Genomic DNA, 16,549 nt, shown 5'->3' with positions numbered 1-16,549 from the left:
GTCAGAGTGCTTCCGGTTAGAGCGCTTCGCCAACGTCGACCAGTTGCGTCGTGGCATAGCCGAATACATCCGGTACTACAATCACGACCGCATCAAGCTCAAGCTAAAAGGCTGAGTCCTGTGCAATACAGGACCCAGCCCTTGGCCGCGGCCTAACTTACCCGTCCAACTTTAGGGGGTCAGTTCACTTGCGGCGCCCTTCTTCATTCCAACCCGAACCCTCAGGCTGCCAGCCGCTTGGCCAGCTTGTCCTTCGTTTCCACCAAATCCTGCGGCAGGTTGTGCTGCAGCTGGGTGAACAGTTCGTCGTGCAGCGCCAGTTCCTGCTGCCAGGCGGCGTGGTCGATCGAGGTGACTTGCTGGAACTGCGCTTCCGAGAAGTCCACGCCGTTCCAGTTCAGGTCCGCGTAGCGGGGCGAGGTGCCGAAGACGTGCTCGGCGCCCTGGCCGCGGCCTTCCACGCGGTCGATCATCCACGACAGGACGCGCATGTTCTCGCCGAAGCCCGGCCACACGAAGTTGCCGTCGGCGTCCTTGCGGAACCAGTTCACGCAGTAGAACTTCGGCAGCCTGGCGCCGGCGGCTTCGAGCTTCTTGCCCAGTGCCAGCCAGTGGCCGAAGTAGTCGCTCATGTTGTAGCCGCAGAACGGCAGCATGGCGAACGGGTCGCGGCGCACCACGCCCTGCTGGCCAGCGGCCGCGGCGGTGGTTTCGGAGCCCATCGTGGCGGCCATGTAGACGCCTTCGGTCCAGCTGCGGGCCTCGGTCACCAGCGGCACCGTGGTGCTGCGGCGGCCGCCGAAGATGAAGGCATCGATGGCCACGCCGGCCGGGTTATCCCAGTTTTCGTCGATCGACGGGCACTGCGAGGCCGGCGCCGTGAAGCGCGCGTTCGGGTGGGCGGCCTTGGCGCCGGTTTCGCGGGCGATGGCCGGCGTCCAGTCCTTGCCCTGCCAGTCGATCAGGTGCGCCGGGGCTTCCTTGGTCATGCCTTCCCACCACACGTCGCCGTCATCGGTCAGCGCCACGTTGGTGAAGATCACGTTCTCCTTGAGCGTGGCCATGGCGTTGTAGTTGGTCTTCTCGCTCGTGCCCGGGGCCACGCCAAAGTAGCCCGCTTCCGGGTTGATGGCGTAGAGACGGCCGTCCTGGCCCGGCTTGATCCAGGCGATATCGTCGCCGATGGTGGTGACCTTCCAGCCCTCGAGGCCCTTGGGCGGGATCAGCATGGCGAAGTTGGTCTTGCCGCAGGCCGACGGGAACGCGGCGGCCACGTGGTACTTCTTGCCCTCGGGCGAGGTCACGCCGAGGATCAGCATGTGCTCGGCCAGCCAGCCTTCGTCGCGGCCCATGGTCGAGGCAATACGCAGTGCAAAGCACTTCTTGCCCAGCAGCGCGTTGCCGCCGTAGCCGGAGCCGAACGACCAGATCTCGCGGGTCTCGGGGAAGTGGACGATGTACTTGGTGGGGTTGCACGGCCACGGCACATCCTTCTCGCCGGCGGCGAGCGGCTTGCCAACCGTGTGCACGCACGGCACGAACTCGCCGTCGGCGCCCAGCACGTCATACACGGCGCGACCCATGCGGGTCATGATGCGCATGTTGACGGCCACGTACGGGGAATCGGACAGTTCCACGCCGATATGGGCGATCGGCGAGCCCAGTGGGCCCATCGAGAACGGCACCACGTACAGCGTGCGGCCGCGCATGCAGCCGTCGAACAGGCCGGACAGCGTCTGGCGCATCTCGCGCGGCGCGGTCCAGTTGTTGGTCGGGCCGGCGTCTTCTTTCTTCTCGGAGCAGATGAAGGTGCGATCCTCCACGCGCGCCACATCGGACGGATCGGACAGGGCCAGGAATGAGTTCTTGCGCTTGGCGGGATTCAGGCGGCGCATGGTACCGGCAGCGACCATCTGTTCACACAGGCGGTCGTACTCCTCCTGGGAACCGTCGCACCAGTAGATGCTGTCCGGTTTGGTCAGTGTGGCGATGTCGGTAACCCATGCGACCAGTTTCTGGTTCTTGACCCAGGCCGGTACGTTCAGTGCCGGGGTGCCTTGCATTGTGGGGTGGTTCATACAGCAACTCCAAAGCGAGAAAGAAACCTTGGCAAAGCCCTGCCGGGTACCGCGTCAGGCTCCCGGGGCGGTGCCGTCCATAGCGTGCGGAAATGAGATGTCCTGTGCGCCATGTTCGATATGGGGCACTCGGACACGCAATCGTCACATCCCGTTACAACTACGCAACAAGCAAATCCGCCCAGGGGTCGCAGCGGTCCCTGCGGCTGCGCTACAGTTGCGCTTCGCCCGCATATGGCGGGCGGCAGGGGCCGGTGGGGCTTTGTCCGGCGGCGCGGGGCGGTGGGCGGGAGCGTGGCTCTACCGTCGCATCCGGCCTGCCGCGTCGCAGGAGCGGGCAAGGATACCACCGCAAACTCCGCCTGTTTTTTGCTGCGCAACATTGTGCCGAGGCATCTGGCGCCCCGTTTTGGCGGGTCGGCAAGGGCGCACACGGATGCGGAACGAGCCATGTCTGGATTCAATGTTGCGTCAGGTCGGCCCACAATACTGTCGGGCGCGCGCTGATTCTGTTGCCGTGCGCACCAAGCCGCCGCCCCGATGTCGCTCCTCAAGCCAAAGAGTCACCGATGAAGATTGCCGTTCTCGACGATTACCAGGACGCGGTGCGCAAGCTGCCGTGCTTCGCCCTGCTGGAAGGCCACGACGTCAAGGTGTTCAACAACACCGTCAAGGGTGTGGGCCAGCTGGCCGCGCGCCTCTCCGATGTGGAAGCCGTGGTCCTGATCCGCGAGCGCACCCGTGTGACGCGTCAGTTACTTGAAAAGCTGCCGCGCCTGAAGATCATCAGCCAGACCGGTCGTGCCGGCGGCCATGTGGATATCGACGCCTGCACCGACCGCGGCGTGGCGGTGCTGCAGGGGGTGGGCTCGCCCGTGGCCCCGGCCGAGCTGACCTGGGCGCTGATCATGGCGGCCCAGCGCCGTATTCCCCAGTACGTGGCCAGCCTGAAGCACGGCGCCTGGCAGCAGTCGGGGCTCAAATCGACGACGATGCCGCCCAACTTCGGCCTCGGGCAGGTGCTGCGCGGGCAGACGCTGGGCGTCTGGGGCTACGGCAAGATCGGCCGGCTGCTGGCCGGGTACGGCCGGGCGTTCGGCATGAACGTGCTGGTCTGGGGCCGCGAGGCCTCCCAGCAGGCTGCGCGCGAGGACGGCCTGAACGTGGCCGCGTCCGCCGAGCAGCTGTTTGCCGAGAGCGACGTGCTGTCGCTCCACCTGCGCCTGAACGACGAGACGCGCGGCATCGTCAAGCTGGCCGACCTGCAGCGCATGAAGCCCACGGCGCTGTTCGTCAACACCAGCCGGGCCGAGCTGATCGAGGATGGCGCGCTGGTGGCCGCGCTGAACCGGGGCCGCCCCGGCATGGCGGCCGTGGACGTGTTCGAGTCCGAGCCGATCCTGCAGGGCCACGCGCTGCTGCGCATGGAGAACTGCATCTGCACGCCGCACCTGGGCTATGTGGAGCGCGACAGCTACGAGCTGTACTTCCGCACCGCGTTCCAGAACATTCTCGATGTGCTGGACGGCAACCACGAGAGCGTGGCCAACCCCAAGGCGCTGACGCCCACCCTGTCGCGCTAGATTAGACAGTACGGCCGGGGGTCGCCGCCCCCGGGAGACGCTCCACGAGCGTCTCCTTCCCCACATTGGCGCCGGTCCGGATTGCGCCAAAGCCGCTACACTCGGGGCAATCTGTCGCCCCATCCCCTCACATTTCATGGATCCCAGGCTCCTGGCGCTGTGCGTCGGCAACTTCGTCATCGGCACCGGCGCGATGATCGTCACCGGCATGCTCAACGACATTGCCGCCGATTTCGCGCTCAGCGCCGCCACGGCTGGCCAGCTGATCTCGGTGTTCGCCATCGCCACCTGCGTGGGCGCGCCGCTGTTCGCCACGCTCGGGTCCCGCATCGACCGCCGCCTGCTGCTGGCCGGGGCGTTGCTGATCTACGGGGCGATGCACCTGGCTGCCGCGCTGGCGCCCAGCTTCGCCATGCTGATGGCAATCCGCTTTGTCACCGCCATCGGCGCCGCCATCTATACCCCGCAGGCCGCTGCCACGCTGCCGCTGCTGGTGGATGCCCGCACGCGCGGGCGGGCCATCAGCTTTGTCTTCCTGGGCTGGAGCGTGGCCAGCGTGGTGGGCGTGCCGCTGGGCACCTTCATCTCCAGCACGCTGGGCTGGCGCGTCAGCATGGGGCTGGTGGGCGGGCTGTCGCTGCTGGTGTCGATGGCGGTCTGGCGCGCGCTGCCGGCCGGGCTCCAGGTGGCGCCGGTGGGCCGCAAGGCGTGGGCCGCCGTGCTGCGCCACAAGCCGATCATGCTGGTGGTGACCACCACCATGATCCAGTCGGCCGGTATGTTCACGATGTTTACCTACATCGCCCCGCTGATGCGGGACCGCTTCGGCATTAGCGGCGGCGCGCTGAGCCTGATGTTCCTGGCCTACGGGATCTGCGGCGTGACCGGCAACGTGATGGCCGCCGCGCGCATGGACCGCGTGACGCCGAGCCGCATCGTGCAGGTGGCGCTGACCACCTCGCTGGCCGCCATGCTGCTGTGGCCGCTGGCCGGCTGGCATGTCGGGGCGCTGGTGGCGCTGTTCATGCTCTGGGGCGTGGGTGGGTTTGCCACCAACAGCGCCCAGCAGGCCCGGCTGGTGCTGCTGGGGCCGGACCAGGCCGCGGCGTCCATCTCGCTCAATTCCTCTTCGATCTACCTGGGCCAGGCGCTGGGCGCCATGGCTGGGGCCGCCATCTACACCGTGGCCGGGCCCGATGCGCTGCACTGGGGTGCGGCGCTGCTGATCGCGCTCGGACTGGCGATTTCGCAGCGGGCGCGGGCGCTTGGCTGCCACTGGACACCGCGCAGCGCGTAGCAGATGTCGTAGCAGTCTCCCAAAGCAGCGCGGGACCACGAGCCCGCGCGGCCCCGCACACGCAAGGAGGGCGTACCGTGGCCGAGACCGATCCCCGTCCCAACCCAGCCGCCTCGGGCGGTGGCGCCACCGGCCGTGTGCTGGCCGTCAATGTCGGCATCCGCCTGCCGCTGGTGGTGGCCGGGGCCGGCACCGAAGCCGTGGTGCTCTCCGCCATCCGCAAGCATCCGCTCAGTACGCTGCACCATCCGATTGCCGTCGGCGTGCACCTGCGCGGGCTGGCGGGCGACGAGCAGGCCGACCTGACCGTCCACGGCGGGCGGGACCGGGCGGTCTACGCCTACCCGATCGAGCATTACACCTGGTGGAACGCACGGCGCCGCGAGGCCGGCGTGGAGGAGGCCGAGCGCCCGCTGGCCTTCGGCGCCATGGGCGAGAACCTGACCCTGCAGGGGCTGCTGGAGTCGTCCCTGTGGATTGGCGACCAGCTGCGCGTGGGCGAGGTGGAACTGGTGGTGCGCGCGCCGCGCCAGCCCTGCTACAAGCTCAACGCCATCCTCGGCTATGCCCACGCGGTGCGCGACATGGTGCGCAGCGGCTATTCGGGCGTGTACCTGAGCGTGGCCACGCCGGGGGTGATCCGGGCCGGGGATGCCGCCGTGGTGATCCCGGGGCCGCGCGAAGTGTCGGTGGAAAACATCAATCGGCCCCCCAATCCGTAACGAAATCGACGTTCTGCCCCCCTCAGGCGTTAGTCCCGAGTGGCCCGATCGTGCTTTTCTGCTAATGTTTTAAGTCAGATACAAGCGTCTTCGGGCCAGATCCTCCCTCCTCCGGCCCACCCATCCCCCTGGCGCTGTAACAGGTTGTAATACGACGCGCTGGCCTTGACGGCCAAGGCGCGGTACTAGTAGTGGTTTGCGCGGGCAAACCGGTTCCAAGAAGCCGGTGCCGGGGAGCGGGCGCGCGCCATGCGGTGTTTGAGGGTCCTCACATGAAAACAGACGGGATCGACCAGCCCAAGGGCTTCGTCGATGGCAACTGGAGCGCGTCCACCAGCACGGGGCGCGGCCGCACTTCGCCCTGGATCGCCATCGTGGCGGTTATCGTCATTGCCGGGGCAGGCTGGTTTGGCTACAAGACGTGGTTCGCGCCCAAGCCCACACCCAAGGGCCCCGTTGCCACGACGGTGGCCACGGCCATCGTCCAGCAGGGCGACGTGCCGCTGGAGGTGACCGCCAACGGCACGGTCACCGCCATGCAGACCGTGGAGGTGCGGCCGCAGGTGTCCAGCACCGTGCAGGCCGTGCATATCAAGGAAGGCCAGACCGTGAAGCCGGGCGACCTGCTGTTCACGCTCGACACCCGCATGGACGAGGCCAACCTGGCGAAGGCCCGCGCCCAACTGATGCGCGACCAGGCCGACCTGGCCGATGCGCGCCGCACGCTCTCGCGCAGCCAGGAGCTGCTGGCGCGCAATTTTGTCTCCAAGAGTGCCGTGGATACGGCCCAGGCCAAGCTGGACGGCTTCGAGGCCACCATCCGCGCCGACCAGGCGGCGATCGAGGCCAGCCGCGTGGCCATCAGCTACGGCACCATCCGCGCGACGATTGGCGGCCGCACCGGCGTGATCAACGTCTTCCCGGGCTCGCTCGTCACCCCCGCCACGGCCACGCCGATGGTGACCGTGGCGCAGATCTCGCCGGTCACCGTCAGCTTCACCCTGCCCGAGCGCCAGCTCGCCGCGCTGCGCGAGGCGCTGCATGCCGGCCCGGTCGAGGTGACCGCCGTGCCCAACGACGGCAACAAGGCGCCCGTGACCGGCAAGATCACCTTCGTCGACAACACCGTGGACCCGCAGTACGGCAGCATCCGCGTGAAGGCGATGTTCGACAATCAGGCGCAGCGGCTCTGGCCGGGCACCTACGCCAACGTCAGCGCTACGGTGCAGGTGCTCAAGGGCGCCCTCAGCGTGCCGCCGCAGGCCGTCATCACCGGCCCGGAAGGCCGTTTCGTCTATACCGTGAAGCCGGACAGCACCGTGGTGCGCGTGCCGGTGACCGTGGTGGCCACCACCGCCGCCGCCGCCGTGATCGAGGGCGTGCAGCCGGGCGCCCGCGTGGTGACCGAGGGCGCGCAGAACCTGCGCCCCGGCGCGCTGGTGCGCGAGGCCCGCCCGCGCGACGCCTCATCCCCTGCCGCCCCCGCTGCCCCCGCGGGCGTGGCAGAGAAGCACTAGACCATGACGCTGTCCGAACTCTGTATCCGCCGGCCCGTCATGACGGTGCTGCTGTGCTTGGCCGTCATCGTGACGGGCATCGTGCTGTATCCGACGATTCCCATCGCAGCGCTGCCCAGCTTCAACTCGCCGGTGATCCAGGTCACGGCGACGCTGCCCGGGGCGAGCCCCGAGACCATGGCCGCCTCGGTGGCCACGCAGCTGGAGAAGCAGTTCGCCACGATTCCGGGCGTCACCGTCATCAGTTCGTCCAACACGCTGGGTAATTCCAGCATCACGATCGAGTTCAACAGCGACCGCAACATCGACGATGCGGCCGTGGACGTGCAGGCGGCGCTGTTCCGCGCCCAGCGTTCGCTGCCGATCGAGATGACCGTGCCGCCGTCCTACCGCAAGGTGAACCCGGCCGATGCGCCGGTGCTGCTGCTGGCGATCAACTCACCCGCCATGAGCCTGGCGGAGCTGAACGCGTTCGGCGACAACCTGATCTCCCCGACGCTGGCCACCCTGCCCGGCGTGGCGCAGGTGCAGGTCTTCGGCCAGAAGCGCTTCTCGGTGCGCGTGCGGGCCCACCCGGACGCGCTGGCGGCGCGCGGGCTGACGCTCGACGAGCTGGCCACCGCGCTGAACCGCGCCAACGCCAACACGCCGGTCGGCACGCTGGACGGCGCGCGCCAGACGCTGACCATCCAGGCCAACCGGCAGATGACCAGCGCCGAGGCGTTCCGCAACATCATCGTGGCCAGCCAGCCGAGCGGCGCCGTGGTGCGGCTCTCGGACGTGGCCGACGTGGAAGACAGCGTCGAGACCCTCAAGACCGGCAGCTGGCTCAACAACGAGCGCTCCATCGTGCTGGCCGTGCTGCGCCAGCCGGATGCCAACACCGTGGCCGTGGTGGATGCCATCAAGGCCGCCCTGCCCCGCCTGATCCAGCAGATGCCAGGCTCGGTCAGCGTGAACGTGGTGAACGACCGCTCGCGCTCCATCCGCGAATCGATCCATGACGTGCAGTTCACGCTGGCGCTGACCGTGGCGCTGGTGGTGCTGGTGATCTTCCTGTTCCTGCGCCGCGCCGCCGCCACGCTGATTCCCACGGTGTCCCTGCCGATCTCGCTGATCGGCACGGTGGCGCTGATGAAGGCGTTCGGCTACAGCCTGGACAACGTCTCCCTGCTGGCCATCACGCTGGCCGTGGGGCTGGTGGTGGACGACGCCATCGTGATGCTCGAGAACATCGTGCGGCACATCGAGGAAGGCGTGCCGCCGCTCAAGGCCGCGCTGGTGGGTTCGCGCGAGATGGGCTTCACGATCCTGTCGATCTCGATCTCGCTGGTGGCCGTGTTTATCCCGATCTTCTTCATGCCGGGCGTGATCGGGCTGCTGTTCCACGAGTTCGCGGCGGTGGTGTCGCTGTCTATCCTGGTGTCGGCGCTGGTGTCGCTGACGCTGATCCCGATGCTCTGCGCGCGCTTTCTCTCGGCCGAGAACGTGCCGGTGGACGAGTCCCAGCACGCCTATGGCGATCATGGCGACCATGGCGACCATGGCGACCACGCGCCCGGCGGAGCCAGCGCCGCCGCGCCGCGCGTGCAGCAGAAGCAGACCATCGGCATGCGCAGCACGCAGTGGTTCGAGGACCTCTTCGAGTGGACGCTCCACAAGTACGCCCGCGGCCTGGACTGGTGCCTGGCGCACCGGCGTTTCGTGCTCGGCGTGGCGGGGCTCACCTTCGTGCTGACCGCCGTGCTGTTCGTCAAGATTCCGAAAGGCTTCTTCCCCGAGGAAGACATCGGCCAGATCCAGGTCAATGCCGAAGGGCCGCAGGACATCTCGTTCGATGCCATGGCCGACCGCCTGCGCGACGCCGCCGAGCGGATTCGCGCCAATCCGGCGGTGAAGAGCGTGGTGGCGTCGATTGGCGGCGGGCCCTCGCCCGCCATCAACACGGGCCGGATGTTCGTGGAACTGAAGCCGCTGGGCGAGCGGCCCAAGATGCCGCAGGTGGTGGAGTCGCTGCGCAAGGATGTGTCCGGCGTGCCGGGGCTGGCGGTGTATTTCTCGCCGGTGCAGAACCTGCGGCTGGGCGGCCGCCAGAGCAAGAGCCGCTACCAGTACACGCTACAGAGCGTGAAGGCGGGCCAGCTCCAGGAATACAGCGACAAGATCATGGCCAAGATGCGCGCCGAGCCGATCTTCCGCGATGTGACCAGCGATTCCCAGCAATCGGGCCTGGAAGCGCAGCTCACCATCGACCGGGACAAGGCCAACGCGCTCGGCGTGCAGATGCAGGACGTGCGCACGGCGCTGTACACGGCCTTTGGCGAGCGGCAGGTCTCGACGATCTACACGCCGATCGACAACTACTACGTGATCCTGACCGCGGCCGATGTGGACCGCGTGGACGAGACCGCGTTCTCCAAGCTCTACGTGCGCAGCAAGACCGGGCAGATGGTGCCGGTGTCGGCGTTTGCCACCACCGAGCGCCGGGTCGGGCCGATTGCCGTGAACCACCAGGGGCAGCTGCCGTCGGTGACGGTGTCGTTCAACCTCGCGCCGGGTGCGGCGCTGGGCGAGGCCTCGGCCAAGATCGACCGTTACAAGCAGGAAATCGAGATGCCGCCGGCCATCTTCACCAGCTGGGGCGGTGACGCGGCGGTGTTTCAGTCCTCGCAGGCCACGCAGGTGGTGCTGCTGGTGGCGGCCATCGCTGTGATCTATACGCTGCTTGGCGTGCTGTACGAGAGCTACATCCACCCGCTGACGATTCTGGCCGGGCTGCCGTCGGCGGCCATCGGCGCGTTGCTGACGCTGTTCCTGTTCAACGTGGAGTTGTCGCTGATCGCGACGATTGGCGTGCTGATGCTGATTGGCATCGTCAAGAAGAACGCGATCATGATGATCGACTTTGCGCTCGCGGCGCAGCGCGACCACGGCATGGCGCCGGCCAAGGCGATCCGGCAGGCCTGCCTGCTACGCTTCCGGCCGATCATGATGACCACGTTCGCGGCCGTGATGGGCGCGCTGCCGCTGGCGCTGGGCCTGGGGGCCGGTGCCGAACTGCGCCAGCCGCTGGGCTTGGCCGTGGTGGGCGGCCTGCTGTTCTCGCAGGTCATCACGCTGTTCATCACGCCGGTGATCTACCTCGCGCTCGACCGGTTCTCCGGCACGGGGCCGCTACAGATCGATTCGGAAGGCAACCCGCTCGCGCAACGCGAGCCGGCGGCGGTCACGCACTGACGCCGCTAGACACTGGTGGCTTGCGCGATGCACTCGCGCAGCCACTGGTGCGCGGGGTCGCGGTGGGCGCGCTCGTGCCACAGCATTGACATTTCATAGCCCGGCACCTCCACCGGCGCCTGCACCACCTCCAGCGTTTCCATGTCGCGCACCAGCCGCTCGGGCAACATCGCCACGAGGTCCGTGCGCTCCAGCACCGCGCGCACGAACAGGAAGTGCGGCACCGATAACACCACGCGGCGCGTGGCGCCGGCCGCTGTCAGCGCGGTGTCCGTCACGCCGATGAAGCCGCCGCCATCGGGCGACACCATCACATGTTCCAGCTCGGCAAACTGCGCCAGCGTGGGCCGCCGCTTCAGGCGCGGATGGCCGGCGCGGCCCACCAGCACGTAGCGCTCGGTGAACAGCGCGCGGCGCCGCAGGCCGGGCGGCGCGCCATCGGAGGTGTGGAAGGCGAGGTCGATCTCGCCCTGCTCCGCCTGCCGGGCGATGCTGGCCGGCACCATGTCCAGCACCGCCAGCCGCGTGCCCGGCGCCGCCGCGCGCAAGGTGGCGAGCGCAGGCAGCACGATGGTCGATTCGCCGTAGTCGGTGGCGGCCACGCGCCAGGTGTGGTCCGCCTGCGTGGGGTCGAATGGGCTGGATGGGGCCACGGCGGCTTCCAGCGCCGCCAGCGCCTGCCGCAGCGGCTTGCGCAATGACTCGGCGCGGGCCGTGGGCCGCATGCCGCGCGGCCCGGGCAGCAGCAGTGGATCGCCGAAGATCTCGCGCAGCTTGGCCAGATGCACGCTCACTGAGGGCTGCGAGTAATGCAGCCGCTCTGCTGCGCGCGTGACGTTGTGCTCGGCCAGCAGCACGTCGAGCGTCAGCAGCAGGTTCAGGTCCAGGCGCCGGAGATTATTCATCGTAATACCGAAGATATTGGAAATTCATTTCCAATATACCGGACGGCCGGCCATCCTTGGGACATCCCTTCCCTTCTCTTCCCATCAGGAGACCCGCCATGAACGTGCTGATTGTCTACGCCCACCCCGAACCGACCTCGCTGAACGGTGCCCTCAAGGATTTTGCGATGCAGCGGCTCGCGGCCAACGGCCACACGGTGCAGGTCTCGGACCTCTACGCCATGGGCTGGAAGCCGCAACTGGACGCCGGCGACACGCTAGAGCACCAGGCCGGCACGCCGTTCCATCCCTCGCTCGACTCGAAGCGCGCCTTCGCGGGCGGCTGGCAAAGCCCCGACATCGCCGCCGAGCAGGACAAGCTGCGCTGGGCCGACGCCGTGGTCTTCCAGTTCCCGCTGTGGTGGTTCTCCATGCCGGCCATCATGAAAGGCTGGGTCGAGCGCGTGTATGCCTATGGCTTCGCATACGGCGTGGGCGAGCATTCGGACGCACGCTGGGGTGACCGCTACGGCGAAGGCTCGATGCAGGGCAAGCGGGCGATGCTGGTGGTGACCACGGGCGGCTGGGACTCGCACTACAGCGCGCGCGGCATCAACGGCCCCATCGACGATCTGCTGTTCCCGATCCAGCACGGCGTGCTGTACTACCCCGGCTTCGACGTGCTGCCGCCGTTTGTCTCCTATCGCAGCAGCAAGATGGACGACGCGCGTTTTGCGTCGATCCGCCAGGCACTGGGCGCGCGGCTCGACGCGCTGTTCGATACCGCGCCGATTCCCTATCGTCCGCAGAACTCGGGGCAATACGAGATTCCAGCCCTGACGCTGCGCGATGACATCGCGCCTGGCCGCACGGGCTTCGCGGCGCACAGGGAATAGGGTGGAGCTTGGCGCCGCTGCCGGTACTATGCGTGGCTTGGCAGCGGCGATCATTGGATGGTCATCGCCATGAAGAATCAACGTATGTAGATTTATCGCTTCATTATTCATCGCGACGATATTTATGACGCCCACCGTCCTCGAAACGCTGATGTATGACATCGGCCAGCTATTCCTGTACCCCACGCTGGCCATGATCGGCCTGCTGTTCCTCTACGCGTTCTGGGCGCTGGGCCAGTTCGCCATGCAGGCGTGGCTGCGCCGCCGGCATGGGATCGAATCCGGGCGCGGCTATCTGCTGGTGGCCTGGGCCCAGACCCACGGGGTCAGCCACCCGGACGCGCTGGACGTGGCCGCGCACCGGCTGCTGGAGCGCCTGCGCATCGCCACCCGCGTGGCGCCGATGCTCGGGCTGGTGGCCACCATGATCCCGATGGGGCCGGCGCTGAAAAGCCTGTCCGGCGGCAACCTCGCCAATGTGGGCGAGAACCTGACCATCGCGTTCTCGGCGGTGATCCTGGCGCTGATCGCGGCGAGCATTACCTTCTGGGTGGTCAATGTGCGCCGCCGCTGGCTGGCCGAGGAACTGGTCTGGCTCGGCCAGGCGCGCGAGGCGGCCCCATGAGATTCCTGGACGAAAGCGAGGCCGACGACCCGATCCTTTCGGTCGTCAACCTGATCGATGTATTCCTGGTGGTGATTGCCGCCCTGCTGGTGGCCATCGCCCAGAATCCCATGAACCCGTTCACGCACGACGACGTGACGGTCATCACCAACCCGGGCAAGCCCAATATGGAAATCGTGTCGCGGCAGGGCGAGAAAATCGTGCGCTATCAGGCCAGCGGGCAGGTGGGCAGCGGCGACGGCATCAAGGCCGGCGTGGCCTACCGGCTCAAGGATGGCTCGATGGTCTACGTGCCGGAGTTCCAGATGTCCCAGATGTCCCAAGAGGTCCCGACAGGAGCGAAGCCATGATGCGCGCGACGATACTCGGCATGGCGCTGGCGATGCTGGCCGGCTGCGCGACGCAACCGCCGTCGCCGGAGGCCATCGGCGCCACCTTCCCCAGCCGCCAGTACGTGCTGCTGGGCGAGGTCCACGACAATGCCACGGCGCAGGCGGCCCGGCTCCAGGCGCTGACCCGTGCGGTGGAAGCTGGCTGGCGGCCGGCGGTGGCAATGGAACAGTTCGACCGCGAACGGCAGGCCGACATCGACCGCGCCCGCAAGGAACGACCGGGCGATGCCGACTATCTGATCGCCCAGGCCGGCAGCGCAGCCGGCTGGCAGTGGCCGCTGTACCGGCCTGTGGTGGCGCTGGCGCTCCAATATGACCTGCCGCTGCTGGCCGCGAACCTCTCGCGCGCAGATGCCGCGAAGATCGTGCGCGGCGGGCTGGGCGCGGTCTTCCCGCCGGACCAGCAGGCCGCGCTGGGGCTGGACAAGCCGCTGCCGATGGAAGTCGTGGCCGCGCAGACTGCGACGCTCGATGCCGGCCATTGCGGCAACTTCCCCAAGGCGATGCTGCCCGGCATGCTCAACGCCCAGGCCGCCCGCGACGCCGTGATGGCCCGCACGCTAGCCCCCTACGCCAGCCGCGGCGCCGTCCTGATCGCCGGCAACGGCCACGTACGCCGCGACCTCGGCGTGCCCCGCTGGATCCGCGCCGACGCCGCGAAAGTGCTCAGCGTGGGCTATCTGGAGGATGGCAGCGGCGGGGAAGGCTTCGACGAGGTGGTACGCGTGGCGCCGGTCGACAGGAAGGATCCGTGCAAGGAGGCCGTGGTGAAGCCGCGGTAGGTCGCCGCAAGAAAGTGGTCAGTTGAAGTAGAAGCTGTCAAAGCGCTCTGTCGCCCGCTTTCGCGCCCACGCATTGATGGCGACCCGCGTTGGAATGGTCAGGAGAAAGCCGGCCAGGAGTAGCCAGTACCAGGCCTCAGACCCGCCATCCGTGCTGCGTGATTTCATTATGGTGATCAGGATGACCAGCGCGGTCACTGCCAGTGCCCAGACGCCGGAGGCGAGATAGGCGCTCTCGCAAGGTTCGCTCGCATGCGCTCCCGGATGAGCGCCGACAATACCGAGCACGGCGCCATGGCGGTCGGCCGTCGCAACCAGCTGCCCGCCCTGCCCGTGCCGGACCATGCGTGCTGCCAGCGCATAAAGCAGCCATCCATTGATGGGCCCCGGCTTGCCCATGGCGTGGTCGAGATCATGGGTGGCCACCTGCAAACCGGCCTCTTCCAATGCGGTCTTGCCCGCGTGCCGCGTCGCCTTGCCCAGCCTGCTGTGCCAGTAGTGCCGGACCTTGGCCGACGGCACCTGTCCCGCCATGAGTAGCGTGGACAGGGCGTCCTCCATCGCATCGGACTCGGCATGAATCGGCCTGAACAGGTACGCCTGGGGTTTGAGCGTTTGACGGGATCGTTGGAGGACTGCGGACGTCGACAAGAGCAGCGCGGCGGCGGCCTCCGAACAGGACGGTGTGCCGGCGTCCGGTCCGCTGTGGAGCTGACAGGCCAGCACCAGCCAATAGTTGGCTGGAGGTCCGGTTTCGAACCACTCTTCGATCATGGGCGAGTCGTCGGCATGCGCCAGCCATCTGACCTTGGGCGTGCCGGGTAGCGACAGCTTGCGCCAGGCCCGCAAAACGTCGACGGTGTCGGCTTCCGTGTCGGTGATCAGCATGACTTCGAACGTGTCTGCGTTGGACAGCCGCATCAGCGAAGGCGCCAGCGTTGCCAGCATGCGCTCGAGCACCTGCTCGAGCCGCGTTCGTCCCGCGGCCGGCGCGATGCCGGATAACGTCAGCGCCTTGTCCGGATGCTGGGGAGGCGTACCCTCCAGCCCCAGCATCCGCTCCGCCAGTTCGTCCTCGGGCGTGAGGGCCATGCTGTCCAGCAGTACCAGATGGGCGCGCGCCCAGTTTTTCCAGGATGCGGTGCGCTCGCGCAACAGGAAGTTCCACCAGAGGCCCGCGTAATGCTCCTCCTCATACGTGCTGCTGTAGAGCGCGCCGCAAAAGGCAATCCAGATCAGCAGCGGCAGCAACAGGACGTTGCACCAGAACCGCGGCGTCATGGTTGGTTCCCCCTGGGGCCACGCGGATACCGTCACGATGATGGCCGCTATCTCGATGACCCCATACAGGAAGACATAGATCCAGCCCGGAATCGGTGCGGCCGGCGGCGCTTCATGCACCTCGGCCATACGCCATTTCAATGTCATGCGATGGTCACTCCCGGATGGCTGGTGATCAGGACGCTGCCACATTGGGTGCGGCAGCCGCCGACGGCAAGAGGGCGACCCAGATCCGAAAATCCCTTGCCACCTTCGACGATGGGGTTGTCGCCGTGCAACGGGCACGATACGAGATCGCCCACCAACGCGGCCCTGCGACCGCCATTCAACGAAAACGAGGACGAGGCGGTCTTGACCTTGCCGCCGTGGCTGGTGTCATCACCAAGGCATACGGGCTGTTTCATTTTGGCGCGGGAAGATTGGCGGGGCGGATGGACGGATCGCAGGTGAAACGCTCCTGGCCGGAGGGGGAGCGGAGGCCGCTTAGATAGCCGGGCCGCTTCGAGGCGGCAAAGCTGCTGCCTCGAACGCCGGGAGGATACGGCTTGTCCAGATCGATTCCCGGTCTGAGTGCGCTCTCTATGACGTAGCTGTCGTTTTGTATCCGCTCCGCCACGTAGTACCTGTCTGTAGTCACTGCGATCGTATATTTCGCCGTATCCCTGAATGGGTTGAAGCTTCTCATGTATGCGACGCCGTGGAAGGTTCGGCCGCTATCGGTGGAGTACAGAAGCGAGGTTGTACAGCCTCGGTCACTGCAAGCCGTCCGGGGCGGCGCCGATGACGGTATTACGATGTTCTGACCGGTTGGGTCCGCATTGATCAGCCTGCCTTGGTAGTTCTCTATGCCTTCGCGGCCGAGCCTTTGGCGGATGCCTTGCTTCGTGTCGTTGTAGTAGGTCACGCCATGATGGCAATCGCGATAGTTCTCGAGCGTCACGAAACGGTGGTCATCGATGCGATAGATGACTTGAGGCGGGACGTCATAATTAATGACGGGCGGGCCACCGTTCCTGTAGGGATAGGGATCATGGGCGCAGCCGGCCAGCAGGGCGGCTGCAAGCAACAAGAGGGGATAACGCATGGGACGGTTCATTTCGGAGCCGGCACGTTGGCAGGGCGGATGGACGGGTCGCAGGTGAAACGCTCCTGGCCGGAGGGGGAGCGCAGGCCCCGGGGCATCAGTTGCCTTTTGGAAGCCCAACCGCTCTCGTTCTGAAAACCGGGGGGATATGGCTTTCTGAGGTCCACACTC

The 16,549-nt window shown here is 67.1% G+C and carries 14 protein-coding genes and 1 pseudogene; 10 read left to right on the top strand and 5 right to left on the bottom strand.

Annotated features, from left to right (window positions below):
- A pseudogene (locus KHO18_RS26150) lies at window positions 1–156 on the top strand (IS3 family transposase); the annotation flags it as partial.
- 65 nt (window positions 157–221) lie between these two features.
- Here KHO18_RS26150 and KHO18_RS26145 read toward each other — a convergent pair.
- Window positions 222–2,078 (bottom strand): phosphoenolpyruvate carboxykinase (GTP), encoded by a 1,857-nt coding sequence (locus KHO18_RS26145; RefSeq protein ID WP_144203608.1) that lies wholly within the window; start codon window positions 2,076–2,078, stop codon window positions 222–224.
- Window positions 2,079–2,647: 569 nt separating this feature from the next.
- Here KHO18_RS26145 and KHO18_RS26140 point away from each other — a divergent pair.
- From KHO18_RS26140 to KHO18_RS26120, 5 genes are all read left to right on the top strand, one after another.
- Window positions 2,648–3,661: a D-2-hydroxyacid dehydrogenase family protein gene (locus KHO18_RS26140; protein ID WP_092291026.1), complete on the top strand. Its 1,014-nt coding sequence runs from the start codon at window positions 2,648–2,650 to the stop codon at window positions 3,659–3,661.
- 136 nt (window positions 3,662–3,797) lie between these two features.
- On the top strand, window positions 3,798–4,958 hold the full coding sequence (locus KHO18_RS26135) for an MFS transporter (RefSeq protein ID WP_144203606.1): 1,161 nt from the start codon (window positions 3,798–3,800) through the stop codon (window positions 4,956–4,958).
- A gap of 77 nt (window positions 4,959–5,035) precedes the next feature.
- The gene (locus KHO18_RS26130; RefSeq protein ID WP_211944158.1) at window positions 5,036–5,680 is read left to right on the top strand and encodes an MOSC domain-containing protein; all 645 of its coding nucleotides are present in this window, start codon (window positions 5,036–5,038) and stop codon (window positions 5,678–5,680) included.
- A gap of 272 nt (window positions 5,681–5,952) precedes the next feature.
- A complete protein-coding gene (locus KHO18_RS26125; RefSeq protein WP_211944157.1) occupies window positions 5,953–7,197 on the top strand; it encodes an efflux RND transporter periplasmic adaptor subunit in 1,245 nt (414 codons plus the stop codon).
- A gap of 3 nt (window positions 7,198–7,200) precedes the next feature.
- Window positions 7,201–10,434 (top strand): efflux RND transporter permease subunit, encoded by a 3,234-nt coding sequence (locus KHO18_RS26120; RefSeq protein ID WP_211944156.1) that lies wholly within the window; start codon window positions 7,201–7,203, stop codon window positions 10,432–10,434.
- A 5-nt stretch (window positions 10,435–10,439) separates the two neighbouring features.
- Here KHO18_RS26120 and KHO18_RS26115 read toward each other — a convergent pair whose 3' ends face one another.
- Window positions 10,440–11,339: a LysR family transcriptional regulator gene (locus KHO18_RS26115; protein ID WP_211944155.1), complete on the bottom strand. Its 900-nt coding sequence runs from the start codon at window positions 11,337–11,339 to the stop codon at window positions 10,440–10,442.
- Between the two features lie 98 nt (window positions 11,340–11,437).
- Between KHO18_RS26115 and KHO18_RS26110 the strand changes: the two genes are divergently transcribed.
- The 4 genes from KHO18_RS26110 (at window position 11,438) to KHO18_RS26095 (ending at window position 14,013) form a co-directional block, all read left to right on the top strand.
- Complete coding sequence (locus tag KHO18_RS26110; RefSeq protein ID WP_211944154.1) at window positions 11,438–12,214, top strand: NAD(P)H-dependent oxidoreductase; 777 nt, start codon at window positions 11,438–11,440, stop codon at window positions 12,212–12,214.
- A gap of 124 nt (window positions 12,215–12,338) precedes the next feature.
- Entirely contained in the window at window positions 12,339–12,839 is a 501-nt protein-coding gene (locus KHO18_RS26105) for a MotA/TolQ/ExbB proton channel family protein (protein WP_244845111.1), read from the top strand.
- A complete protein-coding gene (locus KHO18_RS26100; RefSeq protein ID WP_211944153.1) occupies window positions 12,836–13,189 on the top strand; it encodes a DUF2149 domain-containing protein in 354 nt (117 codons plus the stop codon). Before KHO18_RS26105 ends, KHO18_RS26100 begins: the two co-directional genes overlap by 4 nt.
- A complete protein-coding gene (locus KHO18_RS26095) occupies window positions 13,186–14,013 on the top strand; it encodes a ChaN family lipoprotein (RefSeq protein WP_244845109.1) in 828 nt (275 codons plus the stop codon). Before KHO18_RS26100 ends, KHO18_RS26095 begins: the two co-directional genes overlap by 4 nt.
- 18 nt (window positions 14,014–14,031) lie before the next feature.
- Here KHO18_RS26095 and KHO18_RS26090 read toward each other — a convergent pair whose 3' ends face one another.
- From KHO18_RS26090 to KHO18_RS26080, 3 genes are read right to left on the bottom strand one after another with little or no spacing between them, the layout of a single operon-like run.
- A complete protein-coding gene (locus KHO18_RS26090) occupies window positions 14,032–15,441 on the bottom strand; it encodes a hypothetical protein (RefSeq protein ID WP_211944152.1) in 1,410 nt (469 codons plus the stop codon).
- A complete protein-coding gene (locus tag KHO18_RS26085; RefSeq protein WP_211944151.1) occupies window positions 15,438–15,698 on the bottom strand; it encodes a PAAR domain-containing protein in 261 nt (86 codons plus the stop codon). Before KHO18_RS26085 ends, KHO18_RS26090 begins: the two co-directional genes overlap by 4 nt.
- Window positions 15,695–16,378 carry a T6SS immunity protein Tli3 family protein gene (locus KHO18_RS26080; RefSeq protein WP_211944150.1) on the bottom strand — a complete coding sequence of 228 codons (684 nt, stop codon included), beginning with the start codon at window positions 16,376–16,378 and terminating at the stop codon, window positions 15,695–15,697. Before KHO18_RS26080 ends, KHO18_RS26085 begins: the two co-directional genes overlap by 4 nt.
- Window positions 16,379–16,549 lie beyond the last annotated feature (171 nt).

Source organism: Cupriavidus campinensis (assembly GCF_905397395.1).
Classification (GTDB): domain Bacteria; phylum Pseudomonadota; class Gammaproteobacteria; order Burkholderiales; family Burkholderiaceae; genus Cupriavidus; species Cupriavidus campinensis.
This window is presented reverse-complemented; position numbering and strand designations above follow the sequence as displayed.